Source organism: Rahnella sp. WP5, from assembly GCF_000745615.1.
In the GTDB taxonomy this organism is placed as follows: Bacteria; Pseudomonadota; Gammaproteobacteria; order Enterobacterales; family Enterobacteriaceae; genus Rahnella; species Rahnella aceris.
In genome coordinates this window covers 54,548-80,711 of sequence record NZ_JQJR01000012.1, presented here as the reverse complement: position 1 = coordinate 80,711, position 26,164 = coordinate 54,548, and the positions used below count along the sequence as shown (strand labels likewise).

Sequence of the window (26,164 nt, the reverse complement as noted above, 5' to 3'; positions counted from 1 at the left end):
CAACGCGACCTTAGTGATCGAGGTCTCTTTCTTTCATTGCCCGCTGACGATCGTAATACTCATCTTCAGCGGCAGTGATTTCATCGAGCAGCGAATCCACATCGGCTTTGTGCGTATCTTCGGTGAACAATCCGGTCAGAATAGTTTCCGGTGTCAGTTTGCCGTCTTCGTACAATGCCCAGATTTCTTTGGCAAAGCGCGTTTCCAGCAACTGCGGTGCAAACTGCCCGTAGTACTCGGTCATGTTATTCACATCGCGCTCGAACATCGATTCAGCGTGGTTATTGGCAGCGGCGTCCACGGCCTGCGGCAGGTCGATAATCACCGGCCCTTCAGCGTCCATCAACACGTTAAACTCTGACAAGTCACCGTGAACGATACCGGCGCACAGCATGCGCACGATGTTGCGGATCATGGTGTCGAAATCGGCTACCGCTTCTTCTTCAGTCAGGATGACGTCACTCAGACGCGGCGCGACTACGCCGTCAGCGTCGGTGATAAGCTCCATCAGCAGCACGCCGTCCAGACAAATGTAAGGCTGCGGCACGCGCACACCGGCATTCGCCAGACGGAACAGCGCATCCACTTCGGCTGTCTGCCAGGATTCTTCCTGCTGTTTACGCCCGAACTTTGACCCCTTTTGCATCGCACGCGCGTTGCGGGTGTTACGGACTTTACGGCCTTCCTGATACTGCACGGCCTGCTTGAAGCTACGTTGTGTCGCTTCTTTATACACTTTGGCGCAGCGGATCTCTTCACCGCATAAAACGGTGTAAACATCGGCTTCTTTGCCACTTTTCAGTCGACGGACCACATCATCAATCAGGCCGTCATCCACCAGAGGTTGGATTCTATTTGGGATTTTCATGCAGCCTTGTACCTTATTTCAGCGCATGAGGGAATGACCTGCGCAATATTCCCTGCATTACACACCAGACACGCCGTTCGCGTCATCCTTTCTGATCCTTATCGCTTACTGTTCTCAAGGGTACAGTTTAACGTAGTGGCGATGGAGTGGATACTTTATGCACATACGTTATCACTTTTTACCGCTGCTTTTCACCGTCAACGCCCGCCGGGGTTTTATGGCACCCTGATTAAATTTAACTTAAATAATTAATTTATGTCCGCTAATTATTTCTTACTGTAAATAAAGCATGCCAGTTAATAAATTTTTATGTCTTCGGAACTTTTTCTTTAACTTAAGCTTTTCGTGCTGTTTACGCTTCGTTTATTCAAGGCAAAAAACGGTATACGTTCCGTTTAGAATAGAGGTGATACTGTGCCGGTAATTTCCCGTTGCAGGTCTTCTGATATGAATACTATTTTAATAACCGGTGCCACTGGTTTTGTTGGCGGAGCTGTCGTTGAATATTTTCTGCGCCAGCAACTCACCACCAATAATGCATTATTACTCTTAGTCAGGGCTGACGATAATGCGACGGGACTCGCCAGAATTATCGATAATTTGAAGAAGTTTGAATTAAATGATACTCAGCTTTCTCCGCTAACTGAGCAATCAATATTGACCGGCGATCTGGCCGATCCGGAAAGTTTTATTCATGACGCGCGTTTAGATAATGTCACGCACGTTATTAACTGCGCCGCCATCGCCTCGTTTGGTCATAATCCGGCCATGTGGCGTGTGAATGTCGAAGGTTCACTGGCCTTCGCCAAACGTATGGTGCAGGTAAAAGGCTTGCAGCGATTTGTGCATGTCGGTACCGCGATGGCATCGATGCCGGATAAAGACAGCGTCTTCTACGAAGGCATGCCGGACAACGAGCAGAACGAAGATCTGGTGCAGTATACAGCTTCCAAGCGGGCGATTGAGAATCTTGTCCGCGCCGAATGCCCGTCGCTGCCGTTCGTGGTTGCACGACCGTCGATTATTGTCGGTCACACACAGCATGGCTGCCAGCCTTCAAGCAGCATCTTCTGGGTGTTCATGATGGCGATTAAGCTGAAGAAATTCACCTGCACGCTCGACGATCAGGTGGATGTTATTCCGGTGGACTATTGCGCGATGGTGCTGGTAAAACTGTGTCTCGCCAAAGACCTCAGCCATAACTTTTATCATATTTCTTCCGGCGAAGAGATGTGTACGCCATTCCATGAAATAGATACCTCGGTGGCAAAAGCCAATAATACTTCACGCATTATCAGTGAATATGAACAGACCAGTTATCAGGAATTTACCGGCATCCGCAAACAATTTAAAGATGTGCTCGGCCCGTGTAATGATAAAATTATTTTACGTGCCATTAAACTTTATGGCGGTTTTGCTCAGTTAAACGTGAAGTTTGATAATTCTCGTTTATTAGATATGGGCATTCCAAAACCTGCTGCCTTTAACAGTTATATTGATAAATGTGTTTCCTCAACCCGTGGACAATCTATCAGCGAACTGATGCAGGTTGATTTTAAATAAACCCGGTGTCTGTTAAATATTAAACACTCCCCTAAATCATTCAGTTGCTTCAAGGCGGCAACTGAATGAATCCCCGGGAGCTTACATAAGTAAGTGACCGGGGTGAATGACCAATCTGCAGGGAGCAGATTGGAACGCTGCTTGCAGCGTGAAGGATGACGGGGATTAGACAAGGCCGTTTCGGCCATACAGCCTGAAACCTTCGCGCTGATTCAGGCGGTCATAATACGCCGTCACTGCCGGTAACGCCGGACGGGACATGGGTGTCATCGACCAGCGGTTCACTGCCAGCCCGATGGGAATATCCGCCAGCGTAAAATTATCCCCCAGCACATAATCGCCGCTGCGCTGAAGCTGTTCTTCCAGCATCTGCATATGACGGTTCCACTCGCTGACACCGGCATCAATCAGCGCCGGATCCTGATGCTGCGGACTGTTTCGCGCCAGCGCCGGAAACGCATAACGCCAGGAATTATTCAGCTCACCGGATTGCCAGTCCATCCACTGTTCGGTCAGCGCACGACGTTTCGGGTCAGATGACAGCAAATCTTCGCGCCCTTCCCGCGCCGCCAGATACCGGCAAATCACGTTGGATTCCCACAGTACAAATTCGCCATCGAGCACTACCGGCACCATCGCATTCGGGTTCAGTGCTTTAAATTCCGCAGTCTGGACAGACTGAAAACCCGAACCGAATTGTTCCTGTTCGAAATCCAGCCCCAGCTCCTGACAGGTCCACAACACTTTACGCACATTGATCGACGGTGATTTACCCAAAATCTTTAGCATGATTTCCCCTGTTAACGTGGTACACGAATAGCCGGTCACGACGGACGAATAAAGATCCGCGTGGCTGAGCCGTGATAAGTGGTATCCGTTTTTGCCACGAAACCACATTTTTCCGCCAGACGAACCGAGGCCTGATGCTCCGGCGCAATAATGCAGCATAGCTGACGATCGACGTGTGTACCGGCCCATTTCAGCACTGCCTGCGCCGCTTCAAAGGCGTAGCCTTTGCCGTGAAATGCCGGAGAAACGACCCAGCCCATTTCCGCCATGCCTTTGAGCGAGGGTGTGATATCGCGCTGATAATCCGCCAGACCAATTTCGCCAACAAACGCGCCTTCTGCACCCGCCGTTTTTTCGAACACAATCCAGTAACCGAAACCGAGCATCTGCCAGTGGCCCGGATACCGCAGCAGACGACTCCAGCTGGCTTCGCGACCCGAAGGCGTGCCACCAATGTATTTCACAACCGCCGGATCGGCCCATTGCGCGGCAATATCTTCAAAATCATCAACATGATGGCCACGTAAAATCAGACGTTCGGTTTCGATAACAGGAGCACAGGTCTGCATGGTTTTTCCTGAATAAGGTGAATTACCATTAACTTAGCACCACAATTGTGCTGACCGGAAGAGAGGTTTTAGCGGGAAATAAAAATCAGACGATAATGCCGCCGCGCAGTGCCGTCGGCGTTATGCCACGCACGGATTTGAAACGGTTACTGAAATGGCTGGCGGAGCTGAATCCGCATTCCAGCGCAATGGACGTGATATCCATCTGACTGGTTTTCAGCAAATTTTCCGCGCGGATCAGCCGGGCATTCATCACGTACTGATGCGGTGCCAGCCCCATGCTTTGTTTAAACATGCGGGCGAAGTGGAATTCGCTGAATTCTGCCAGCGCGGCAAGTTCCGGCAGTAATAAAGGCTGCCCGAGATGCGTGTGAATATAATCTTTTACGCGGTTGAGCATATGCGGTGCCAGCCCGCCGCGTACCGTTGGCAGCGCCCATTGCAGATGGGTGTAATGTTTCACCAGATGCGCCATCAGCAGATTGGCGGCGCTGCTGAGCATCAGCTGATTGCTGTTTTCCTGCCACTGGCTGCTGAGCAAAAAGTGGCGATACAACAGCGTAATTTGCGGATCTTCTCCGAATGTGCGTTCTTCCAGCTCAATCGCCGCCGGGCTACGATCCCAGGTTTGTTCCACCAGATGTCGCAGGTGTTCGTCGGAGCAATACAGATGCACAAACGACAAATCGTCGCGCACATCCCAGCTCGACATACTGCCTTTCGGCATCAGACAAAAACGATCCGGCCCGCCGCCGTTACGCCAGCCGCTGCGGGTTTTGTGATAACACTCGTAGCCGTCGGCAACGTACAGGCTCAGCGTATGGTGATCAGCGCTTTCCTGATTCACGATGTCATTTTTGTTCGACCACGCCGCCAGCTGAATGCCGGAACCCAGTTCCACACTGTCATGCAGAACCGCTTTGTGCTGACGCAGCGTTTCGAAAGCCTGATAGACCTTAGTCATGGCGTACCCGTGTGGAGGAAAGATGACGCCCATTTTACGTTTTTCCCCCGCCCCGGTGCCAGATCTTGCTGTGCGGGTGACTGAAAAAATGCGCAAGAATATGCAACTCAGCGCAAAACGTTGAAAGCCAGCGGTCTGCCGTTACCGCAGAATGTCCTCAGTCATTACTGTCTGAGTGAGAGAACTCTATGAACGCACTGCTTTATATTTTGGTGATCCTGATCTGGGGTACCACCTGGTTTGCGATTTATCTGCAACAGGGCGACGTGCCGGTCACGGTGTCGGTTTTCTACCGTTTCCTGCTGGCTGCGGTGATCATGCTGGTGGCATTGCTGGCGACACGCCGGTTGCGTCGTCTGGCGCTGAAAGATCACCTTTTCTGCCTGGTTCAGGGTTGCTGCGTTTTTTGCTTCAATTTTTACTGCTTCTATCACGCCGCAGCCTACATCACCAGCGGGCTGGAATCGGTGATTTTCTCGATGGCCGTGCTGTTCAACGCGTTCAACGGCATGCTGTTTTTCCGTCAGAAACTGGCTCCGGCAGTGATCCCGGCGTCGGTTCTCGGGCTGGCAGGTATTATCACGCTTTTCTGGCATGACCTCAGCGCCGCGCATATCGCACCGGAATTGCTCAAAGGCATCGGCCTCAGCCTGCTCGGCACTTACGGTTTCTCACTCGGCAACATGATCAGCTCACGCCATCAGCGTCACGGGCTGGATGTGCTTTCCACCAATACCTACGCGATGTTTTACGGTACAGCCGTCATGGGCGCGCTGAGCCTGATGCAGGGCGCTTCCTTCGCCATCGACCTGACGCCGCAATATCTCGGCTCGCTGGTCTATCTTTCCGTTTTTGGTTCGGTACTGGCTTTCGGCATTTACTTCACGCTGGTCGGCCGCATCGGTGCCAGTCAGGCGGCCTACAGTACGCTGCTGTTCCCGCTGGTCGCACTGACGGTTTCCACATTTTATGAAAATTATCAATGGCATGCCAATGCGGTTATCGGGCTGGCGCTGATCCTGCTCGGTAATCTGGTGATGTTCTGCCGTCCGGCCTGGCTGGAGATGTTCAGACGCAAAGCCGCTGCGGCGTAGGGCGGCTTACCGGCGGGTACAAAAAAACACTCGACAACTCTCCTCCTCGTGTTGCATACCTGAAAGGCCGCATCCTAAGAGATGCGCGCCCTACAGAAAATAATGAGGAGAATAAAATGCCTTTTGTACGTATTGATATGGTCGAAGGAAAACCCGAAACCTACCGCAAAACCGTCGGCGATGTGATCTATGACGCGCTGCGCTCAGCTCTTAATGCGCCGGAAAACGACAAGTTTATTGTCATCTCCGAACACTCTCCGGCAGAAATGATGATTTCCCCTGATTATCTGAATATCCAGCGCAGCCCGAACTGCATTGTGATTCAGGTAACGCTCAACACCGGCCGTACACTGGAAATGAAAAAGGCGTTCTATCACGCCGTCGCTTACGGGCTGCATGAAAAAGTCGGGTTACGTCTGGAAGATGTGTTCATCAGCCTGGTGGAAGTGCCGAAAGAAAACTGGTCCTTCGGCAACGGCGAAGCGCAATACGCGTGATCATAGCCGATTAAATAATCCCGCCATTCGCCTTCAGCGTCTGGCCGTTGACCCAGGCACCGTCGGGACCGGCGAGGAAGGCGACGACGGAGGCGATATCTTCCGGCTGACCGAGGCGCTCGAGCGGCGAGGTTTTGGCGATGGTTTCCACCAGTTGATCCGATTTACCGTTGAGGAATAAATCCGTTGCTGTCGGGCCGGGCGCAACAGTATTGACGGTTATCTGACGGCCGCGCATTTCCTTGGTGAGCACGCGGCTCAGCGCCTCGACAGCCGCTTTGGTCGCGGCATACACGCCATAAGTCGGCTGATATAACCCGACCACGGTCGATGAGAAATTGATGATACGTCCGCCGTCGTGCAGATGTTTCGCTGCTTCACGCAGCGTGTTGAAAGTGCCTTTCAGGTTGATATCGATAAGGCGGTCGAATGCTGCATCGTCGGTTTCGGCAATGGCGGAAAGCGTCATAATACCCGCATTATTCACCAGCACATCCACGCCGCCAAACGCCTGTTCCGCGCTGGCAAACATCCGGCTGACCGCCGCCGCGTCGCTGACATCCGCCTGCGCGCTGATGGCTTTTCCGCCTGCCTGTTCAATTTTGCTGACCACCGCGTCGGCTTCTGCCGCACCGCGTGAGTAGTTCACAATCACGGTAAAACCGTCGTGCGCCAGACGCTCTGCGATGGCGGCGCCAATACCCCGTGATGCGCCGGTGACCAGCGCGACTTTCTGTTTGGATGAAGTCATGATGCGTTTCCTTTTTTCAGTGATTCGGATCTGTTGTCAGTGAGGAAAGCGTAGCCGATTGACGCTGCCGGATAATTACCTGATATTCGTTATCACTATCCGGAAAAGGCGAACAATCATCATGGATAAACTCGACAGCATGCAGTTATTCACCCGCGTGGTGGAGCTGCGCAGTTTTACGCAGGCTGCACAAGCGCTGAATCTGAAACGTTCCACGGTGACCGATGCCATTAAACAACTGGAGTCGCGGCTGAACATTCGGCTTCTGCAGCGTACCACCCGACACGTCAGCGCGACGCTGGATGGCGAAGCCTATTACCAGCGCTGTCTGCGTATTCTGGCCGATGTGGAAGATGCCGAAATGGCGTTTGCCGGTGCGCAGCCGAAGGGGTTATTGCGGGTGGATGTTCATGGCTCGATGGCGCGGCATTTTCTGCTGCCCGGCCTGGCGGATTTTCTGGCGCAGTATCCCGACATTGAGTTTTACATGAGCGAAGGCGACCGGCTGGTGGATCTGGTGCGGGAAGGCATTGATTGCGTGATCCGCGCCGGTGAACTGAAAGACAGCGATATGGTGGCGCGCCCGCTCGGTACGCTGCCGGAAATTACCTGCGCCAGCCCGGACTATCTGCAACGTTTTGGCATACCGGAAACGCCAGACGATCTCGCCGGTCACCGGATGATTGGTTTTCGTTCCAGCGCAACCGGCGGGCTGTTGCCGCTGATTTTTCAGGTGCAGGGCAAAAACCGTGAAATCCTGCTGCCGACCAGTTTGTCGGTCAGCGGCGCGGAAAGCATGAAAGAAGCGGCACGGCGCGGGATGGGGATTATTCAGGTGCCGCATTACGGCCTGCTGGAGGATCTGGCGCAGGGAAGTCTGGTACAAATCCTGGCGGATTTCCCGGCCGGTTCACTGCCGGTTTCCCTGCTTTACCCGCGTAACCGCCAGCTTTCACCGCGCGTACGGGTGTTTATCGACTGGATGGTGAAAGAGTTTGCGCGGCGCGATCCGCATCTGACATGATAGTTTTTCTGCTCTGAAAGCATGACGTCACAACGTTAACGACTGGAGATGCCGATGACCACACCTGCTGTATTGCTGCATATCGGCAGCGAAGAAACGCAAGTTATCGTCCGTAATGATGATAACGACGATAAAAGTTTGCTCCTGACACTGGGCTCACAACTCACCTCTGTCGGCTATTTTCGTCATTCACCGCCGACGCCGGATGAAATGGAAACTGCCATTATGGTGGTCGAGGACGAAGTGATGCGCATCCGGCACGACATTCCGCCGGGCGCTAAACTGTTCAGCACAGACAACGATATCCGTGCGCTGGCCCGCATTGCCGGTGAGGCGGAAAATGAAGTGATGACGTTGTCGCTCGACGCAGTGGAACGCACTTTCGACCGGCTGGCGCTGGTCATTAATGGCCGGCCGGCGCATTTCGAAGGTATCCCCGACGGCAATGATTTCGCCGCCACACTGCTGATTTTGCGCGAATTTATGCATCATCTGCAATTTGATGAGATCGTGGTGAGAGGCATGAAATTTGAGATGTAATGATTAACAGCCCCGTCAGGGGCTGTTTTGGTTTTATCTACACTAATGAAGGACCGTTTTTCAACTGCGCAGCATCCGATTCCATCAGTACCATCCCGCTGAGATCCGGCAGGGTCTGATGATTCAGATAATCCCGGAACGACATGCGCGGGGCGTTATTTTCCCAGGCCGATTGCAGCGTGCCCAGCAGGTCAGTGGTTTTCGACGTGATTTCCGGCGTGGTGATGTCGGATTCCAGTGCACCTTTCACATATTTCTGAATATGTGTTGAGTTGCTGGCGGACTGAGCCACTGTGGCACTCATCAGCGCACCTTTGTGATATTGCACGGACGTCGTGCTTTCTGCCTTGTCATCAATCTGATAGTAAAGGTAATTCTGCGAGTTGCGGTCGCTGGTCAGATTCAGTTTCAGCCCCGGTGTCAGCGATGCATGATAACTGGCGACCAGATGTGACTGTTGCTTCTGCGTGATATTGCGGTCCTGCGTACCCGTGCCGGTGATCGTGCTGGTTTGAGAAACCTGATAAGAGAACGTATCGGTTTCATCCGGGCGCATCGGATTGGTGGAATCGACCGGGGTCTGCGAGACTGACGCCGTGAAATCCGCCAGCCCGGTCATCATGTTTTTATCGGTTTTGGTCAGCGAGAAATAGACCGGCTCAGCACCCCCGCTTTTATAAGTCGTCGCGGTTTCGCCATAATTGCTGTTCAGCGCCGTAAAGGCCTCTTTGAACATGTTCATCAGCGATTCGTCAGCATTACCACGGTTGCCTGCGCTGCTGATTTGTTTCAGATAACTGTTCAGCGCCTGCTTCTGCTGGCTTTCTGTGCCCAGCAGTGCGCGCTTACTCATGTCGACGCTGATATCCACCGTGCCAGCAACACCGGTCGATTTCACTGAGCGGGTATTCGCATCAGCATGAAAATCCAGCGTCTGAGTATTGGTGATGCCCAGCGTGGCATGTAAGTCCACCGACGACAGCACTGAGGTATCAAACTTCGTCAGGCCACTCAGATCGAGCTTGGGCGGTTGCGCCGTCAGGCCATCAATCGCTTTCTGAAAACCTTCCGCCAGTCCTGCCAGCGCTTTGCGATCCGTATCGCTGAGCGTGCCTTTGCTGACATTCACCTGCACGCCGAGTCCGTCATCATCACTGCCCAGCGTGATATCCACCAGTGCGCCGCTGGCAGTTTTAATGCTCAGGTTTATCTGGTTATCAGCTTTGGTATGAAGTTGGGTTTGGGCGGCAACGTTGGCCACCGAACCGGTCGACTGAGCGGAAGTCTGCTTCATCACCGATTGCGAATAACTGCTGCTGTCGGTAGTGAAACGCTCAAGCAGCGCCGCACCGAGTCCGGTAAAACGCGCCGCATTGCCGGAATGGCTGAAATTCGATGCAAGCTTTGAAGACATCAGATCGCTGGAAGAACGTTCCCAGACCAGTGCCGGTTTGGTGATGTTGTAGACCGGCGAAGTGGTGTCCGCCTGGCCGATCATTACCGTGGTGGATTGCGCCGTCGAAGCCTGCTGCTGGCTGGCTGCAGTAGTGACTGCCGTCAGTGATTTTGTTGACGTAACCAGCGTGTTGAGCGTCTGATTACCTGTCGCAGAGATAACTGTCATCCCGATGAGTCCCTATGTTTTTGCGCCATAGCGCCAGTGGATACCTTGATCCTTCTGATGCTATTTTCGGCAAAAACACAGGAAGCTTTAAGGATATGTAAAAGTTGTTTCTTACGCCCCCGACGTTATTCCAGCGGACCGCCCAGAATGGTTTCGCACATGCCGGAAAGAATGCGTTCGCCGGTTTCGCTTTTCAGATCCTCATACCATTGTTCGGTCACGGCCATTTCTTTGCCGTGGGTGACATCGCAGCGTTTACGCGCCTTCAGCACCAGATCCTTCACGCGATATGCCCGTTTTTCCTGATAACGCAGCAATGCATCTTCAATGCCTAATGAATTGGTTTGCAGCATATTTGCCAGCACCACTGCATCTTCCATCGCCGCGCAACCGCCCTGCCCGATATCCGGCGTGGTGCTGTGGCCGGAATCACCGAGCAGCGCAATCCGGCCTTTGACCAGTTGCATAAAGGGTTCGATGTCGTGGATTTCAACGCGGTTGGTGGTTTCAGGAGTGATCTGGCTGATCAGCTTCTGTACCGGTTCCGCCCAGCCCGCAAAGTAACCCTGTAAATCCTCGCGTACCGTAGTGCGATCCTGCGGCAAGCCTTTCGGCAGCGGCACATCAAAGAAAAAGTAGAAACGGTTGCCACTCACCGGCATCAGGGACACGCGTTTACCCTCGCCGACAAACGTCGTCCACTGGTCGGCAGGCGCGATGCTTTCATCGATTTCCACCAGGCCGTTCCAGTTAACATAACCGGCATAGCGGCGCTCTGTCGCATAACCCAGAACGTGCTGGCGGATAATGGAATGGGTGCCGTCAGCGGCAATCAGCAGATCGCCGGTCGCAGACGTGCCGTCGTCAAACCAGGCGGTGACGCTGTCGGCAGATTCTTCAACGTGCGTCACGCGCTTGCCAAACTGCACCTGATCGCGTCCATAAGTCTCCAGCAGCATCGACTGAAGTTCCGCACGCGCCACCGGATATGGCTGCTCGCCGACGCTTTGGATCAGCGGATCCATACTGAAACGCGTCATGGTCTGGCCCTGCTGATATTCTTTGTAGGCCATAAAACGCATGTTGCCGCCGAGTTCGCGCAGCGCCTCTTTCATGCCGAGATAATTCAGACACTTTACGCCGTTAGGCCAGATGGAAATCGCCGCACCGACCGGTTTGATCTCTTTCACCGCCTCGTATACCGCCGTTTCGATACCAAAACGCTTCAGCGCAATCGCCGCACACGCCCCGCCAATACCGCCACCAATCACGATCGCTTTCATATTTTTCTCCCCTGAGTCTCTTTAGGGAAAAGCAATTTCTGTACCAGAAAGACGATTTGCCGCCAAAGCCTTGTATACAATCTTAAGGCAAATCAGTAACGGCCGAAGCGCAGGTGAAATGCGCTAAAACGAGGCGTCGTTTTGGAGCAAGAGTGGCGTAATAGCCGCGAAGTGAATCAATCTGGTGCGAAAGGATGGGGCGGAGAGAAAGCCGGAGGAAGATTTACATCAGACAAATATTCGCAAATCACTCCCCCAGCAGAGGGAGTGATAATTTGGATCCACAAATGCCGCAGTGCGTTACTTGCACCAACCCCAGTGCAGGTTACGAGGTAGCGTTCCCCACGTTTCTATGCAGGTATTTTCCTGTTTGGTCAGTGACTGGGAATATAAAGCCCGTCCCGTTCCTGTTACACCTTTAATTTTTACGTTCGTCGCTTCAGCAGGAATAATAACCTGCTGAGTATTACCCAGCGATAATTTATATTCTTTATTGAAATTGGCTTTAGTACTGCTGTTGGTATAAGTGAGTCTGTAATAACCTGTGTAACCGCCTTTATTACGCAGACTCAGGATGTAACTTTTCGGTACAGGTGCCATTTCCGGGACGTTGAAATTAAGTGTAAATTCCGCTCCCGGTGACATTTCATCAATTTTATCATTGCTTACCATATATGTTTTTCCCATCTGCTTATTGTAATCAAGCTCAAGAATCAGCATATCGCCGTAATAAGCCGCCCCGCTGTTTGATGAAGAGATACCATGTGAATGGCCACCAAATCTTATCGAGCCGCCATACTCCCCCAGTATATCCCGCGTTGGAGTCTCATTTTCACTGTAACTTTCACCTCCATGCTCCAACGCTATTGTTGCTTTACCTTTTATGCCTGCATCGCGTAACTGCTCACGGAACCAGCCTTCACCGTCCCTGACCTTAATATCATACCGGCGGGCAGCATCCGAATTAAACCCTGAAAATTCCTTCGTATAATGCAAATTATTATTAAGCTGAATGAAACGAATACCCGCAATATCAAAACTGTAACCGAAACTGCCAATATAGTTGGTACTGAGATGCGGGAATTTATAACCATTCATGACGTCGTAATCAACGGAAACGACATCTTTCAAACTATTAATATGATCAACTAAATTCCGGATACTACGAATTGCACAGCGATTTTCCCACAAACCACAGTCATTCACATTGCCGTCATAATCATGATTACCCAGCCCGTACCAGTAAGGTGCATTAAGTTTGCCAAAAGCTTTCTTGGCATCAGACCACTCGCCACCATGCCCCCAGTGGGTAATGTCGCCGTTAATAATCGTCCCCCTGAAGGCATCACCGTATTTGTCTTTCAGTGTGTTAATTGCATCAATCTTCTTAAAGTTAGCTTTGCTGGGCACCGTGTTATATGGCGTAGATGTAGTCTCCTCCCCAAAATGCCAGTCAGACGTAATGGCATAATATTCTTTTGGATGAACAACACGCCACCAGGCATTATCTTTTTTATTTTCCGGGTAATACCAGTTTTTACTTTTCGCATTACCATTAAACTTTGCTTCAAAGAATTCAGTAGTCCCGTTAACCTGACGGCCATGTATTTCACCGACCGTCGTATCAGCGCTCCAGGCTTTTGGCGCAGCAATGGAACCATACACCGCAGAGGTTACCGCCGCGTCCGGGAAGACCTCCTGTCTCAGCTGTTCTTTGATATTTTTCAGTGCTTCGAATGTTTCTTCCGCACTGTCTGTTGAAACTTCGTAAGGACGGGAATGCTCCACCCCATTTACATCGGTGTAAACCATCTTCCCTTTTGCAACAACTGGAGAGATATTGTTATCACTGGAATCGACCGTTTTAGCTTCTAATAAACGCACGGCTTGTCCACCAGGCACAGTGATTGCTTTTATTTCATATGGATTTGAATTCTCTGAAACCTTATAGCCAGATATTTCGGTTGAGAGTTTCATCCGGGCATAGTCATTTTGATCATCAGGAATAGGTAACCCGTCCTGATGAGGGTCAGGAACCGGAACAGGCGCGGGAGGATTAGGAGAAGGAGAAGGACCTGGTGATATTTCCCGACGTATAGAACTCATGTCGATCATCTTCATGCCATCAGGCACAGTGACTACAGCATCTGGTAAATGGTAACCACCTCTTTGCGTTGCCACATTGCTAATATTTATTTCTGCTGAGGTATAAAATGGCAAACAAGCAGCGATAGCCATGGCTATCCTGCCATATTTAATTTTATTTTTTGAGACGAACATACTTTCACCCTTGAGGTTAATCATTTTACTGTTAGTAAATTATCGTACCTCGACATTATAATTTGTAACAAACATTTGTTTTAAAATAAATAATTAAGTTGACTTATTTTACAACGACCATTAAATAATCGGAATACAGATAGTTAAATACATATCAACGCTAAGAATAAAACCTCAAAAGTAGTTTTTCACTGTTATCTGTGAATCCGGAGATTCAGGAAAAAACGGAAGCTGAATAATGTTCAACCGTCAACATAAAGTACTGGCTGTAGTATTCAGAAAAAATATGTATCAGAAATTTTTCCATTTCATCGCTGATACCATTCTTAAAGGGAAAAACCGTCTCACCATAATTGGGGTCAAAGATTTTTATTTGATTGGATTCTGCCCTGAGACCTAATGAGTGTCCGCTGGAAGATTTTTTAATCGATATATGACAGCCATTGCCCTGGCTGACACTTTTTAATATTGACTGCGCCATGGTAATTGCGGTGTTTCCAGTCAATTTTATTTCCTCCCGAATAAAATTAACCTGATAAGATTTTAGAATGCCATGAAAAACACTTTTCATTTCTTTCATATTCCCGCTGGCACTCAGGTGTTCCTGAAAATTCATGATCCCCCGCACCACCGTCTTACCTTTTTCACTGGCAATATAGGCACTGAACCGGCTCCAGCTTTGACCTGATATCAGGTATGCGCCCACCAGCCCCTGACACACACCGTTTTCAAGACCATATTCAACCACCCGACCGGCGCGATCATAGACATTTCCGGTCCATGCGCCTTTTCGTTTTTTCTCATCACAATGATCCCATTTGTTTTTCTTAATATATTCCCCCTGTCGGAATTTATTATATATCCCATTATAATTTTGTATCAGTCTAACTGAATCCATTCTCATAAAATCACTTCATTCCATTATTAAGAAAAACTTTGCAAATGATAAAGAAAAAAGACTTTCAATGTTGAACATGATTAATTCAGAAAACATAAAGGAAACCTTTTCTTCTAAGGGGTTCTCAGTCCCTGGTCTGGTGCGAGAGCGGGAAGGTTGATACTCTGCTAAGTATTGATATTTCGAATACCAAAAGCATAAACATTTAAAAAATGAATCGCTATCCAATGTTCAGCCCGCAGCAGTTGCTTAGTTTTGTCGCCGTCTGCGAAACCGGCAGTTTTACCCGTGCGGCCGACCGCGTGTACCTGTCGCAATCGACAGTCAGCCAGCAAATCCGCCGCCTGGAAGAAGCGCTGGGAAAACCTTTGCTGGAACGCACGTCTCATCAGGTGCAACTGACTGAAGAAGGCGAACGGTTGTTGGGTTATGCGCGGCGGATTATCGCCCTGAACGGTGAAGCGCACGATGCGCTGAGTGACCAGTGGCCGGACGGCGTAGTGCGTCTCGGCGTGCCGGAAGATTTTGCTGCGGCTACCACGTCCCTGCTGGCGCAATTCAGCCGCGCCCATCCGCATATTCGCCTTGATGTCACCAGCGGCCTGAGTCACGAACTGCGCCGCGCCTGGCAACAGGAGATGCTGGATATCATTCTGGTGAAACAACTCACCGGCGAAAAGGCCAACGCCTCGCGCCCTGAGCCGATGCTGTGGCTGGACAGCGCGGCGTTTCCGGCGTTTGAACGGGATCCCATCCCGCTGGTGCTGTTTCCGCTCAACGGGTTATACCGCGAAGAACTGTGTCAGGCACTGGATGCTCTCGGACGTAGCTGGCGTATCAGTTACAGCAGCGCCAGCCTCGCCGCGCTGGTCGCTGCCAGTGCGGCCGGATTGGGCGTCACCTTATTGCCCGCCAGTTGCCGCCAGCCGGAGCACCGGATTCTTGGGGCAGAAAGCGGATTGCCGCCGATTGATAACGTCGAGCTGGCGCTGTTTTACCGCCACGACGCGACGCCTGCGCAAATCGCACTGGCCGGAAAATTAAAGGATTTTTGTCAGCTTAGTTAGCCATTGCATTTTCCACTGGCAGGCAGTGGGAAAAATCGCAGCCGGAACCGGCGTCATCTTTTAAGGTGAAGGGAAAAGCAGCATCCTCCCGTCCCGCATCATGATTAAGGAATTCGACGTGCAAAATCCTCAGCAACAAAGCCGCAGAAACTTTCTTTCGCATAGCGCCAAAATCACTGCCACCGGCGCGCTGTTAACCGCAGGTATGGCATCAGCCTCCCCGTTCAAACCGGGCGCGATGGACGAAAAATGTGACGATGCCAGCCAGATCAACGCAATTTCTGCGTCGCATTACCAGTTGCGCAATGTGCGGCTGGAAGAGGGTTTTGAGCGCGAAGGCGATATCGTTATTGCCACCCAAACCGGCCTGTACAACCTGGAAATCAACAACGGCAAAATCGTGGCGATCCAGCCTGCAAAAGACGCCCCGGCCAGCACCTTGCCTGCTTTTGATGCCAGAGGATTACTTCTGCTGCCCGCCACGCGCGACATGCATATTCACCTCGACAAAACCTTCTACGGCGGCAAATGGGAAGCGCCACGCCCGCGTAAAGGCAAAACCATCATGGACATGATTGCCCGCGAACAGGTGCTGATCCCCAAACTGCTACCAACATCGGTGGAACATGCCGAAGCGATCATCGGGCTGCTGCATTCCAAAGGCACCACCGTGGCGCGCAGCCACTGCAATATCGACCCGGTCAGCGGCCTGAAAAGCCTTGAGCATCTGAAAATCGCACTGGAAAAACATCAGCAGGATTTCAGTTGTGAAATTGTGGCGTTCCCGCAACACGGCTTGCTGCATTCGAAAGTCGATGGCCTGATGCGTGAGGCGATGCAAATGGGCGTGCAATACGTCGGCGGACTGGATCCGACTAACGTGGATGGCGCGATGGAAAAATCCCTCGACGCGATGTTTCAGATTGCACTGGATACGAATAAAGGCGTGGATATTCATCTGCATGAAACCACACCGGCCGGTATCGCGGCAGTGAAATACATGATTCAGACCGTGGAGAAAAACCCGCAACTGAAAGGCAAAGTGACGCTCAGCCACGGTTTTGCGCTGGCGATGATGCAGGGCGCGGAACTCGACGACGTCATTGCCGGGCTTTCAGAGCAGCAGTTCACCGTCGCTTCCACCATTCCGCTTGGCAAACTGAATATGCCGCTGCCGCAGCTCAGCCAGAACGGCGTATTTGTCATGACCGGCACAGACAGCGTCATTGATCACTGGTCGCCGTTCGGCACCGGCAGCATGCTGGAAAAAGCCAGCCTCTACGCCCAGCTCTACGGTAACTCCGACGAATTTGGCCTGACGCGCTCCCTCGCTATCGCCACCGGCAACGTCCTGCCGCTCGACGACAGCGGCAAACGCCAGTGGCCTGCGGTGAACGATAACGCCGAAATGATCCTGGTCGACGCCAGTTGCTCTGCCGAAGCGGTGGCGCGGGTGTCAGAGGTGAAAGCGACATTCCATCAGGGCAGATTAGTGTTTGGTGCGGTGGGGAAAGTGTGAGGAATTGAAAGTAGTCAACGCTGCAAAGCAAAAAGCCCCTTTCGGGGCTTTTTGCTTTGCAGCGTTGATGCCCGAAGGCAATGAATCAGAACGGGATATCGTCGTCGAAATCCATTGGGGGTTCGTTGTTCTGTGCTGGCGCGTTGTTTTGCGCAGCCGGACGAGATTGCTGACCGCCGCTGAACTGGTTGCCGCCTTGTGGCTGCTGAGGCTGACCCCAACCGCCCTGCTGGCCGCCTGCGGATGGCTGACCGCCACCTGCTGGTGCGCCGCCGCTTGCACGGCCGCCGAGCATCTGCATGGTGCCGCCGACGTTAACAACGACTTCGGTGGTGTATTTTTCAACGCCAGCCTGATCGGTCCATTTACGGGTTTGCAATGCGCCTTCGATATAAACCTGAGAACCTTTCTTCAGGTATTCGCCTGCGACTTCCGCTAATTTGCCGAACAACACCACACGGTGCCATTCGGTTTTTTCTTTCTGCTCGCCGGTGGCTTTGTCACGCCAGCTTTCAGACGTTGCCAGAGTGATGTTGGCAACCGCGCCGCCGTTAGGCATGTAGCGGACTTCCGGGTCTTGCCCCAGATTACCGACGAGAATAACTTTGTTTACGCCTCTGCTGGCCATGTGGATTCTCCTGATGATGTATGTCGTGGTTGAAACCACAGTTTGGGGTGTGAGGAAACTCACTTCGCGACATTATAACCACAAAACGTTGCCTCCGTACCACGGATGTCATGCACTGCGATTTTCTTTCCAGATTGTTCAGCAAACATTCCATTGTTACATTGAGTACTGGATATACATTCAGGTTTTGGGGTGGCACAGGCTGTGATTTGTGTCATAATTGCGCGTTACGTTCTTCTCTGTGCCCGATTCGATGGCTGGCGCGAAACTGGTTTTCACGGCGGTCACCGGCACGGTGAGCTATCAAGTTAATCCGGGAATGATGAATGGATAAGATCGAAGTTCGGGGCGCACGCACCCATAATCTCAAGAATATCAACCTGATTATCCCGCGCGACAAACTGATTGTTGTCACCGGCTTATCCGGTTCAGGCAAGTCCTCTCTGGCGTTCGATACGCTGTACGCCGAAGGCCAGCGCCGCTACGTCGAGTCGCTGTCGGCCTACGCACGCCAATTTTTATCCTTAATGGAAAAACCGGACGTCGACCATATTGAAGGTCTGTCTCCGGCGATTTCGATTGAGCAAAAATCAACGTCGCACAACCCGCGCTCTACCGTCGGGACCATCACCGAAATCCACGACTACCTGCGCCTGCTGTTTGCCCGCGTGGGCGAGCCGCGCTGCCCGGATCATAATATTCCGCTGTCAGCCCAGACCGTCAGCCAGATGGTGGATAACGTGCTGGCACAGCCGGAAGGCCAGCGTCTGATGCTGCTGGCGACCATCATTAAAGACCGCAAGGGTGAGCATACCAAGACGCTGGAAAATCTGGCGTCGCAGGGCTATATCCGTGCGCGTATTGATGGTGAAGTGTGTGATTTGTCCGATCCGCCAAAATTAGAATTGCAGAAGAAACACACCATTGAAGTGGTCGTTGACCGCTTTAAAGTGCGTGACGATCTGGCACAGCGCCTGGCGGAATCGTTTGAAACTGCCCTCGAACTTTCCGGTGGTACCGCCGTGGTCGCCGATATGGATGACCCGAAAGCCGAAGAAATGCTGTTCTCGGCCAACTTTGCCTGTCCGGTGTGCGGCTACAGCATGCGCGAGCTTGAACCGCGTATGTTCTCGTTCAACAACCCGGCAGGTGCCTGTCCGACTTGTGACGGGCTGGGCGTGCAGCAGTTCTTCGATCCTGATCGTGTGGTGCAGAACCCTGAGCTTTCGCTGGCGGGTGGGGCTATCCGCGGCTGGGATCGTCGTAACTTCTATTATTTCCAGATGCTGCGCTCTCTCGGTGAGCATTATGATTTCGACGTGGAAGCGCCGTTTAACGAACTGAGCAGCGACGTGCAAAACGCCATCCTGCACGGTTCCGGCAAAACCACCATTGAATTCAAATACATCAACGATCGCGGTGATACCTCGATTCGTCGCCATCCGTTTGAAGGCGTGCTGCACAATATGGAGCGCCGTTATAAAGAAACGGAATCCAGCGCAGTACGTGAAGAACTGTCGAAATACATCAGCAACCGTCCGTGTACTTCCTGCCGCGGCACCCGTCTGCGCGAGGAAGCGCGTAACGTATTCGTGGAAGAAACCACGCTGCCGGAAATCTCTGATTTCAGCATCGGCCATGCGATGGATTTCTTCCGCAATATGAAACTCAGCGGTCAGCGCGCCAAAATTGCTGAGAAAGTGCTGAAAGAGATTGGCGATCGCCTGAAATTCCTGGTGAACGTCGGCCTGAATTACCTCTCGCTGTCACGTTCTGCGGAAACGCTGTCCGGCGGCGAAGCCCAGCGTATCCGTCTGGCGAGCCAGATTGGTGCCGGTCTGGTGGGCGTGATGTACGTGCTGGATGAGCCGTCTATCGGCCTGCATCAGCGCGACAACGAACGTCTGCTGGAAACCCTGATCCACCTGCGCGACCTCGGTAACACGGTGATTGTGGTCGAGCACGACGAAGACGCGATCCGCGCCGCCGACCATATTATTGATATTGGTCCGGGTGCAGGCGTACACGGTGGCGAAGTGGTGGCTGAAGGCACCGCTGAAGACATTATGGCGACCGAGAATTCACTGACCGGCCAGTTCCTGAGCGGTAAACGGGAAATCTCCGTACCGGCGCAGCGCGTCCCGGCGGATGCCACCAAAGTGCTGAAACTTTCCGGTGCCAAAGGTAACAACCTGAAAGATGTCACGCTGACGCTGCCGGTGGGCCTGTTTACCTGTATCACCGGCGTGTCCGGCTCCGGTAAATCGACGCTGATTAACGACACGCTGTTCCCGCTGGCACAGCGCGAGCTGAATGGCGCAACGATTGCTGAAGCTGCGCCGTACCGTGAAATCGAAGGTCTGGGCCATTTCGATAAAGTCATCGACATCGACCAGAGCCCGATTGGCCGTACGCCGCGCTCTAACCCGGCAACCTACACCGGTATTTTCACGCCGGTGCGCGAGCTGTTTGCCGGTGTGCCGGAATCACGTTCACGCGGCTACACGCCGGGGCGTTTCAGTTTCAACGTCAAAGGCGGCCGCTGCGAAGCCTGTCAGGGCGACGGCGTGATCAAAGTTGAAATGCACTTCCTGCCGGATATTTATGTGCCGTGCGATCAGTGCAAAGGCAAACGCTATAACCGCGAAACGCTGGAAATTAAATATAAAGGCAAGAGCATCCATGAAGTGCTGGAGATGACCATTGAAGAAGCGCGTGATTTCTTCGATGCCGTCCCTGCGCTGGCGCGTAAATTGCAGACGCTGATCGACGTCGGTCTGACCTACATCAGCCTCGGCCAGTCAGCGACCACGCTGTCCGGCGGTGAAGCACAGCGCGTCAAACTGGCGCGTGAGCTGTCCAAACGCGGCACCGGTCAGACGTTGTATATTCTCGACGAACCGACCACCGGCCTGCACTTTGCCGATATTCAGCAACTGCTGGAAGTGCTGCATCAGCTACGCGATCAGGGCAACACCATCGTGGTGATTGAACACAATCTGGACGTGATTAAAACCGCGGACTGGATTGTCGATCTCGGGCCGGAAGGCGGTGCGGGCGGCGGACAGATTCTGGTCGCCGGTACGCCGGAAACCGTTGCGGAATGCAAAGAATCGCATACTGCGCGCTTCCTGAAACCGTTGCTGGAACGCCACAGCCAGCAGGCGAAGAAAAGCGCTTAAAATCATGAATTAGCAGATACAATGCGTCGAAGTTATTTTTAAAAGCTAAAGGGTAGCGTTATGGAAATTAAAAACATTCGTCTGATTAACGTTGGTCGTTTTGAGGATTTGGAAATAGCGCTATCACCAACTGAGAATTGTACTGGCAATACGACCGTTTTTGTCGGTAACAATGGGGCAGGAAAAACCTCATTACTTAAATCTATAGCGACATCGTTGAGCTGGTTTATCTCACGCATTCGTTCGGAAAAGGGCAATGGAAGCCCTGTTTCGGAAGATGTCATCCTTAATGGACAAAATTCGGCATCCATTGAACTCGAAGTCCTCGACGCGCACGTTGGAAAATCTTTTACATGGGCAATAGCCAAAACCCGTGCAGGGCGAAAAGCTGTATTTCAAACACATTTGAGTTCTTTGTCTGCATTAACTGATATCTACAGGACCAAGCTTTCAGATAATGACAAAACTGCACTGCCACTGATAGCGTTCTACCCTGTTGAACGGGCAGTCCTGGATATCCCACTTAAAATCAGAGAAAAACATACCTTTACTCAACTTGATGGATACGATAATTCGTTGAGTCAGGGAGTAGACTTCAGGCGCTTCTTTGAGTGGTTTCGCGAACGCGAAGATTCTGAAAATGAGCGGGGGTTTACTGAAGAATCTTTTGAAGCAATGACCAAAATTATTGGTGAAAATCATGCATCTATCGTGAAACTTAACGAACTTCGTGATGCAGCCAAAGACAAGCAATTAACGGCCGTACGTTCTGCTATCCATCACTTCATGCCAGGTTTTACAAATATTCGGGTAAGGCGTAAACCCCGACTGCATATGACCATTGATAAACAGGGCGAGACGTTAAGCGTTTCACAACTGTCACAGGGTGAGAAGTCTCTGATGGCATTGGTGGGAGATATTGCACGACGCTTAGCAATTATGAATCCTGCTTCAAACAATCCGTTATCAGGTGATGGAATTATTTTAATTGATGAAGTGGATATGCACCTTCATCCGCAATGGCAACGCAGTTTAATAGAGCGCTTAACTTCAACGTTTCCAAATTGTCAGTTCATTTTATCAACGCACTCCCCTTTGGTGATCCGCGATTACAAAGATGTATTGGTTTACTCCTTAGAGAATGGCCAAAGTAAAGAAGTCTCAACCCAATACGGACAAGATGCCAACTCTGTTCTGTTAGATGTCATGGACACTGATATCCGCAATAACCACATCAACATACGTTTGAACGACTTATTAGATGCAATTCATGACAAAAAAATCGACGCGGCCAGATCAATTATTAACGAACTTGAGACCGTACTCCCTGCGTCAAATATAGAATTAATCAGGGCAAGATTGTTGCTGCGTAAACAGGAGTTACGCCGTGAGGAAAGTTGATAAAGGAATGGAGCCACCCAGTCTAACCGATTGGAAAGCCGCAAATCCTGCGGGCAATTACACCGGACTGACAAACCGGGAAAGAGTTGATATTCGCTTTTACTGTGTGCGTGAACAGTTTTATATCTGTGCGTATTGTTGTCAGGCAATTACCGGTCAGAATGATGACTGCATGAATGAGCACGTTGAGGCTCGAAAATTGGCACCCCACCGCAGTCTGGATTACACAAATATCGTGGCCAGCTGTACGGCGCTCAATCAATGTGACGACTCACATGCCGCTCAGCCTCTGCCACTGACACCTTTTATGAACGAGTGTGAAACTGAGTTTCGTTTTAAAATTAGTGGGCGAATAGAAGGCTTAAGCGCACGCGCTGAAGAAACAATCCGCGTTCTTAACTTAGGCGATACCGAAAAAAATAATCGTGCCCTGATTGAAAAGCGAAAACAGTTAGTCAGTACATTGATGCTGAAAAATGGTCTCGATGCGGAGGCAGGGCTGGAGGACGATGATCTTTTGCGAGCGGTTATAGAAGATATCTCAGCACCCGCGGACGGTCATCTTGAGGCATTCTCCCCCGTAATGGTTAATATTTTAAGACAATGGATCACGGCCTGAATACCTCATTAAGCTGATTTGGATAAGTATAAACAACGCCACTTCCGCGACGTTGTTCATATGTTACTTAAATATCTTCTGCACAAACTCCGCATAGGCCGGGCGCCAGACGTCCATTTCATGGCCGAGATTCGGGAATTCGTGGTAATCGAATTTAATCTTTTTCTCTTCCAGCTCGGTTTTCAATCCGGCAATGTCCTTCCCTGTTACCACATCTTTCTCGCCGACAACCACGGTGAAGTTTTTCAGCTGTGCATTGATTTTTTCCGGTTCAGCGAAGCGTTTCGCCACATCCGCATTGGGTACGGTGGTGGTGCTGACACCGCTGAGTGTCGCCAGCCAGCCAAACTGGTCGAGATGCGTCATGCCACTGACCAGCGTCTGATAACCGCCTTGTGAAAGCCCGGCCAGCGCGCGTCCGGTTGCGTCATCACGCACACGGAAGGTTTTAGAAATCAGCGGGATAATATCACCGGTCAGCTCTTTATCTGCGGCGGCAGCATTGCGCGGATAAAACTCTTTGCGGCGATCTTTGGTGACGTAATCTTCCGGCACCACACCTTTGGCGTCGGTTTCGGTATCCGGAATGACCACCAGCATCGGCACGATTTTTTTCTCCGCCAGCAGGTTATCCATGATTTGCGGAATGCGCCCCTGATCCAGCGCCGAGCGACCGGTGTCGCCAAAGCCGTGATAGAAATACAGCACCGGCAACGGCTGTGAAGCATCGGTGTAACCCGGTGGCGTCCACACCGCGACCTGACGCTCGGAATTCAGCGCGGCGGAATGATAGGTCAGCGTGCGGACTTCGCCGTGCGGCACGTTTTTCACATCAAGAATACTGCCGGGCACCAGGATCAAACTGGTATTCACCTGACGCTGTGGCTTGGGCATTGCACTGCCCGGATCGGCAATCCTCAAGCCATCCACGTTGAAGAAATATTCATACAGATCAGGCTTCTGTGCACCCGATGTCCAGCTCCAGACACCTTTATCGTCCTTGGTCATCTGATGCGGAATGTAGGTCACCGGCGTGGCACCGGTCACCACATCGACATGTTCGGCAGTCGGCGCATACAGCCGGTAAGTGATGGTTAAATCAGGATTCACCGCCGTGATGTAATTTTTGGCAGGCACCGACGCATCAGGATCCTGCGGCAAGCTTTGCGCAGAGACGGTCAGCGGGAACGGCGCGCTGAGCGCCAGAATCAAAAGCGTGGCAAGATTCAGCCGGTTACGGGTCATCATCCTTTCCTTCTGGGTTGGCGTGAGCAAACGGACAACCTGTCCTCAAGTAACTCACTGTTTTTGCACAACTCTCAGAGTAGGTTATTTTTACCGCCCGCGAGCGTGATCGGCGTCACTGTTCCGAAGATGCATCTAAAGCATGAAGCTGCGGCAGTGCACTCAGCCGCTGATAAGCAAAATCCCAGAAAGTCCGTACCTTGCGTGGCATTTGCTGTACCTGCTGCGCCACCAGTTGTACCGGCAACGGCAAAGGTTCGAAATCCTTCAGCAGCCGCACCATACGGCCTGCCTGCACATCATCCCTGACCTGATACGACAATAACCGTGCGATCCCCTGCCCGCTGCGCACCGCCAGCAGTTGCGATTCCACATCGTTGGAAAGCAAACGTGGCGACAGCCGCACGCGCAAATCGTCCTCATTCGGCCCGAAACGCCATTCACGGATTTGGGTACGCAGCGTGCCCATCACCGTCTGATGAGAAGCGAGTTCCGACGGATGCTGTGGTTCGCCATGCTGCGCCAGATACGCCGGACTGGCGACCAGAACGCGGGTGACTTGCGCAACCTTACGGGCGACTTTGCCTGAATCTTCCTGATGACCGATGCGCACCGCCAGATCTAACCCTTCGTCAATCAGATCCAGATTACGGTCATTTAACATCATTTCGATTTGCATATCAGGATGTTGCGCCAGAAATTCCATCACCAGCGGCGCGACGTGTTTACGACCAAACTGTACCGGTGCGGTGATGCGCAGCAGGCCGCTGAGCTGGGTTTCCGCGGTATCTTCTACCGCGTTCTGATACTGGCTGAGCAGCAGTCGCGCTTTTTCCGCCAGCCGTGCGCCTGCTTCTGTTGGCGCCAGACTGCGCGTGGTGCGCTCGACCAGCCTTGCGCCGAAACGGTGTTCCAGCGAGGCAATGGCGCGGGTGATCGCCGGAGGAGAACGGTGAAGTTTACGGGCAGCTTCCGCCAGGCTGCCATACTGAAGTACAGCGACAAAAATCGCCATTTCGTCTAAACGGTCCATAGATTCTTCCACCAGGTGAAACGCTCAATTTCAATCTTCGTGGATCCCAATCATTTGATGCAAGAGTAATCTTGACGCCAGACCCATAAAGGAGACATTCCATGCCAGCCATTCAACTTTACAGCACACCGCTTTCCGGCCATTGCCACCGCGTAACTCTGTTGCTGAACATGCTCAGCCTGCCCTTTGAGAACAAAGACGGCGGCAAAGACATTCGTCAAACCGCCGAATTCGCGCAGTTAAATCCGCTGCAGCAGGTGCCGGTGCTGACCGACGGCGAACTCGTTGTCACCGACAGCAATGCGATTCTGGTGTATCTGGTGAAACGTTACGCGCCCGACAGCCACTGGTTGCCGGAAGATCCGGTGCAGGCCGCTGAGGTGCAAAAATGGTTGTCCCGCGCCGCCGGTGAAGTGCGTTACGGCCCGGCATCTGCCCGTATGGTGAAACAGTTCGCGGCCCCGGAATCTTATGAAAGCGCGCTGGCCGTGACAGCAAAGTTTCTGCCACAGCTTGAACAGCATCTGGAAAGCCGCGAGTTTCTGGCGACGGAGCGGGCAACGATTGCCGATCTGGCCTGTTACAGCTATGTGGCGACGGCACCGGAAGGCGGCGTTTCACTGGCGGATTACCCGGCGATTCGCCGCTGGCTGAAACGGGTGGAAAGCCTGCCGGGCTTTACGCCACTTCCGGCGTTGCCACTGCCTGAAATGGCGGGGTAAAACG

The 26,164-nt window shown here is 52.0% G+C and carries 23 protein-coding genes; 11 read left to right on the top strand and 12 right to left on the bottom strand.

Translation table 11 applies throughout. From position 1 onward, the window contains the following. Positions 1–10: 10 nt before the first annotated feature. Complete coding sequence (locus tag EX31_RS12075; RefSeq protein ID WP_013577322.1) at positions 11–868, bottom strand: PA4780 family RIO1-like protein kinase; 858 nt, start codon at positions 866–868, stop codon at positions 11–13. 447 nt (positions 869–1,315) lie between these two features. Between EX31_RS12075 and EX31_RS12070 the strand changes: the two genes are divergently transcribed. After that, complete coding sequence (locus tag EX31_RS12070; protein WP_037034989.1) at positions 1,316–2,431, top strand: SDR family oxidoreductase; 1,116 nt, start codon at positions 1,316–1,318, stop codon at positions 2,429–2,431. 165 nt (positions 2,432–2,596) lie between these two features. Here the strand turns inward: EX31_RS12070 and EX31_RS12065 are convergent, their stop codons facing one another. The 3 genes from EX31_RS12065 to EX31_RS12055 form a co-directional block, all read right to left on the bottom strand. Then, the gene (locus EX31_RS12065; protein ID WP_037034986.1) at positions 2,597–3,220 is read right to left on the bottom strand and encodes a glutathione S-transferase family protein; all 624 of its coding nucleotides are present in this window, start codon (positions 3,218–3,220) and stop codon (positions 2,597–2,599) included. 35 nt (positions 3,221–3,255) lie between these two features. Continuing rightward, the gene (locus tag EX31_RS12060; RefSeq protein ID WP_037034985.1) at positions 3,256–3,789 is read right to left on the bottom strand and encodes a GNAT family N-acetyltransferase; all 534 of its coding nucleotides are present in this window, start codon (positions 3,787–3,789) and stop codon (positions 3,256–3,258) included. Between the two features lie 85 nt (positions 3,790–3,874). Beyond that, complete coding sequence (locus tag EX31_RS12055) at positions 3,875–4,753, bottom strand: AraC family transcriptional regulator (protein WP_037034984.1); 879 nt, start codon at positions 4,751–4,753, stop codon at positions 3,875–3,877. A gap of 188 nt (positions 4,754–4,941) precedes the next feature. On the opposite strand from EX31_RS12055, the gene EX31_RS12050 reads away from it, so the two are divergent. Beyond that, positions 4,942–5,847, top strand: a complete 906-nt coding sequence (locus EX31_RS12050) for a DMT family transporter (protein WP_013577327.1) — start codon at positions 4,942–4,944, stop codon at positions 5,845–5,847. 116 nt (positions 5,848–5,963) lie between these two features. After that, on the top strand, positions 5,964–6,344 hold the full coding sequence (locus EX31_RS12045; RefSeq protein WP_013577328.1) for a tautomerase family protein: 381 nt from the start codon (positions 5,964–5,966) through the stop codon (positions 6,342–6,344). Positions 6,345–6,354: 10 nt separating this feature from the next. Here EX31_RS12045 and EX31_RS12040 read toward each other — a convergent pair whose 3' ends face one another. Further along, a complete protein-coding gene (locus tag EX31_RS12040; RefSeq protein WP_037034983.1) occupies positions 6,355–7,095 on the bottom strand; it encodes an SDR family oxidoreductase in 741 nt (246 codons plus the stop codon). A 121-nt stretch (positions 7,096–7,216) separates the two neighbouring features. On the opposite strand from EX31_RS12040, the gene EX31_RS12035 reads away from it, so the two are divergent. Both EX31_RS12035 and EX31_RS12030 read left to right on the top strand, forming a co-directional pair. Then, positions 7,217–8,119 (top strand): LysR family transcriptional regulator, encoded by a 903-nt coding sequence (locus EX31_RS12035; RefSeq protein WP_013577332.1) that lies wholly within the window; start codon positions 7,217–7,219, stop codon positions 8,117–8,119. 54 nt (positions 8,120–8,173) lie between these two features. Further along, on the top strand, positions 8,174–8,659 hold the full coding sequence (locus EX31_RS12030; RefSeq protein WP_037034982.1) for a hypothetical protein: 486 nt from the start codon (positions 8,174–8,176) through the stop codon (positions 8,657–8,659). 37 nt (positions 8,660–8,696) lie between these two features. Here EX31_RS12030 and EX31_RS12025 read toward each other — a convergent pair whose 3' ends face one another. From EX31_RS12025 to EX31_RS12010, 4 genes are all read right to left on the bottom strand, one after another. Beyond that, positions 8,697–10,283 carry a hypothetical protein gene (locus EX31_RS12025; protein WP_037034981.1) on the bottom strand — a complete coding sequence of 529 codons (1,587 nt, stop codon included), beginning with the start codon at positions 10,281–10,283 and terminating at the stop codon, positions 8,697–8,699. Between the two features lie 125 nt (positions 10,284–10,408). Next, complete coding sequence (hpxO, locus tag EX31_RS12020) at positions 10,409–11,566, bottom strand: FAD-dependent urate hydroxylase HpxO (RefSeq protein ID WP_037034980.1); 1,158 nt, start codon at positions 11,564–11,566, stop codon at positions 10,409–10,411. Between the two features lie 300 nt (positions 11,567–11,866). Then, positions 11,867–13,804, bottom strand: a complete 1,938-nt coding sequence (locus tag EX31_RS12015) for a metallophosphoesterase family protein (protein ID WP_231576052.1) — start codon at positions 13,802–13,804, stop codon at positions 11,867–11,869. Positions 13,805–14,060: 256 nt separating this feature from the next. After that, positions 14,061–14,750 carry a YopT-type cysteine protease domain-containing protein gene (locus tag EX31_RS12010; protein ID WP_013577337.1) on the bottom strand — a complete coding sequence of 230 codons (690 nt, stop codon included), beginning with the start codon at positions 14,748–14,750 and terminating at the stop codon, positions 14,061–14,063. Between the two features lie 206 nt (positions 14,751–14,956). Here EX31_RS12010 and EX31_RS12005 point away from each other — a divergent pair, with 206 nt between their 5' ends. Both EX31_RS12005 and EX31_RS12000 read left to right on the top strand, forming a co-directional pair. Then, positions 14,957–15,811, top strand: a complete 855-nt coding sequence (locus tag EX31_RS12005; protein ID WP_037034979.1) for a LysR family transcriptional regulator — start codon at positions 14,957–14,959, stop codon at positions 15,809–15,811. A 100-nt stretch (positions 15,812–15,911) separates the two neighbouring features. Further along, positions 15,912–17,330: an amidohydrolase family protein gene (locus EX31_RS12000; protein WP_037034978.1), complete on the top strand. Its 1,419-nt coding sequence runs from the start codon at positions 15,912–15,914 to the stop codon at positions 17,328–17,330. 85 nt (positions 17,331–17,415) lie between these two features. Here EX31_RS12000 and EX31_RS11995 read toward each other — a convergent pair whose 3' ends face one another. After that, positions 17,416–17,958: a single-stranded DNA-binding protein gene (locus tag EX31_RS11995; RefSeq protein ID WP_013577340.1), complete on the bottom strand. Its 543-nt coding sequence runs from the start codon at positions 17,956–17,958 to the stop codon at positions 17,416–17,418. Between the two features lie 326 nt (positions 17,959–18,284). Between EX31_RS11995 and uvrA the strand changes: the two genes are divergently transcribed. The 3 genes from uvrA to EX31_RS11980 are packed head-to-tail and all read left to right on the top strand — an operon-like array spanning position 18,285 to position 23,160. Continuing rightward, positions 18,285–21,140 carry an excinuclease ABC subunit UvrA gene (gene uvrA, locus EX31_RS11990; protein ID WP_037034977.1) on the top strand — a complete coding sequence of 952 codons (2,856 nt, stop codon included), beginning with the start codon at positions 18,285–18,287 and terminating at the stop codon, positions 21,138–21,140. Positions 21,141–21,200: 60 nt separating this feature from the next. Continuing rightward, a complete protein-coding gene (locus EX31_RS11985) occupies positions 21,201–22,541 on the top strand; it encodes an AAA family ATPase (RefSeq protein ID WP_037034976.1) in 1,341 nt (446 codons plus the stop codon). Then, positions 22,528–23,160, top strand: a complete 633-nt coding sequence (locus tag EX31_RS11980; RefSeq protein ID WP_037034975.1) for an HNH endonuclease family protein — start codon at positions 22,528–22,530, stop codon at positions 23,158–23,160. The genes EX31_RS11985 and EX31_RS11980 overlap by 14 nt, the downstream gene beginning before the upstream one ends. A 63-nt stretch (positions 23,161–23,223) precedes the next feature. Here the strand turns inward: EX31_RS11980 and EX31_RS11975 are convergent, their stop codons facing one another. Continuing rightward, entirely contained in the window at positions 23,224–24,405 is a 1,182-nt protein-coding gene (locus EX31_RS11975; RefSeq protein ID WP_037034974.1) for an esterase, read from the bottom strand. Positions 24,406–24,520: 115 nt separating this feature from the next. Next, positions 24,521–25,438, bottom strand: a complete 918-nt coding sequence (locus tag EX31_RS11970; protein ID WP_013577345.1) for a LysR family transcriptional regulator — start codon at positions 25,436–25,438, stop codon at positions 24,521–24,523. 101 nt (positions 25,439–25,539) lie between these two features. On the opposite strand from EX31_RS11970, the gene EX31_RS11965 reads away from it, so the two are divergent. Then, entirely contained in the window at positions 25,540–26,160 is a 621-nt protein-coding gene (locus tag EX31_RS11965) for a glutathione S-transferase (RefSeq protein WP_037034973.1), read from the top strand. Positions 26,161–26,164 lie beyond the last annotated feature (4 nt).

What these genes read in the sequence shown, in the direction of transcription:
- EX31_RS12075 (WP_013577322.1), bottom strand. Translation starts at nt 868, where the DNA reads ATGAAAATCCCAAATAGAATCCAACCTCTGGTGGATGACGGCCTGATT.
- EX31_RS12070 (WP_037034989.1), top strand. Translation starts at nt 1,316, where the DNA reads ATGAATACTATTTTAATAACCGGTGCCACTGGTTTTGTTGGCGGAGCT.
- EX31_RS12065 (WP_037034986.1), bottom strand. Translation starts at nt 3,220, where the DNA reads ATGCTAAAGATTTTGGGTAAATCACCGTCGATCAATGTGCGTAAAGTG.
- EX31_RS12060 (WP_037034985.1), bottom strand. Translation starts at nt 3,789, where the DNA reads ATGCAGACCTGTGCTCCTGTTATCGAAACCGAACGTCTGATTTTACGT.
- EX31_RS12055 (WP_037034984.1), bottom strand. Translation starts at nt 4,753, where the DNA reads ATGACTAAGGTCTATCAGGCTTTCGAAACGCTGCGTCAGCACAAAGCG.
- EX31_RS12050 (WP_013577327.1), top strand. Translation starts at nt 4,942, where the DNA reads ATGAACGCACTGCTTTATATTTTGGTGATCCTGATCTGGGGTACCACC.
- EX31_RS12045 (WP_013577328.1), top strand. Translation starts at nt 5,964, where the DNA reads ATGCCTTTTGTACGTATTGATATGGTCGAAGGAAAACCCGAAACCTAC.
- EX31_RS12040 (WP_037034983.1), bottom strand. Translation starts at nt 7,095, where the DNA reads ATGACTTCATCCAAACAGAAAGTCGCGCTGGTCACCGGCGCATCACGG.
- EX31_RS12035 (WP_013577332.1), top strand. Translation starts at nt 7,217, where the DNA reads ATGGATAAACTCGACAGCATGCAGTTATTCACCCGCGTGGTGGAGCTG.
- EX31_RS12030 (WP_037034982.1), top strand. Translation starts at nt 8,174, where the DNA reads ATGACCACACCTGCTGTATTGCTGCATATCGGCAGCGAAGAAACGCAA.
- EX31_RS12025 (WP_037034981.1), bottom strand. Translation starts at nt 10,283, where the DNA reads ATGACAGTTATCTCTGCGACAGGTAATCAGACGCTCAACACGCTGGTT.
- hpxO (WP_037034980.1), bottom strand. Translation starts at nt 11,566, where the DNA reads ATGAAAGCGATCGTGATTGGTGGCGGTATTGGCGGGGCGTGTGCGGCG.
- EX31_RS12015 (WP_231576052.1), bottom strand. Translation starts at nt 13,804, where the DNA reads ATGGCTATCGCTGCTTGTTTGCCATTTTATACCTCAGCAGAAATAAAT.
- EX31_RS12010 (WP_013577337.1), bottom strand. Translation starts at nt 14,750, where the DNA reads ATGAGAATGGATTCAGTTAGACTGATACAAAATTATAATGGGATATAT.
- EX31_RS12005 (WP_037034979.1), top strand. Translation starts at nt 14,957, where the DNA reads ATGAATCGCTATCCAATGTTCAGCCCGCAGCAGTTGCTTAGTTTTGTC.
- EX31_RS12000 (WP_037034978.1), top strand. Translation starts at nt 15,912, where the DNA reads ATGATTAAGGAATTCGACGTGCAAAATCCTCAGCAACAAAGCCGCAGA.
- EX31_RS11995 (WP_013577340.1), bottom strand. Translation starts at nt 17,958, where the DNA reads ATGGCCAGCAGAGGCGTAAACAAAGTTATTCTCGTCGGTAATCTGGGG.
- uvrA (WP_037034977.1), top strand. Translation starts at nt 18,285, where the DNA reads ATGGATAAGATCGAAGTTCGGGGCGCACGCACCCATAATCTCAAGAAT.
- EX31_RS11985 (WP_037034976.1), top strand. Translation starts at nt 21,201, where the DNA reads ATGGAAATTAAAAACATTCGTCTGATTAACGTTGGTCGTTTTGAGGAT.
- EX31_RS11975 (WP_037034974.1), bottom strand. Translation starts at nt 24,405, where the DNA reads ATGACCCGTAACCGGCTGAATCTTGCCACGCTTTTGATTCTGGCGCTC.
- EX31_RS11970 (WP_013577345.1), bottom strand. Translation starts at nt 25,438, where the DNA reads ATGGACCGTTTAGACGAAATGGCGATTTTTGTCGCTGTACTTCAGTAT.
- EX31_RS11965 (WP_037034973.1), top strand. Translation starts at nt 25,540, where the DNA reads ATGCCAGCCATTCAACTTTACAGCACACCGCTTTCCGGCCATTGCCAC.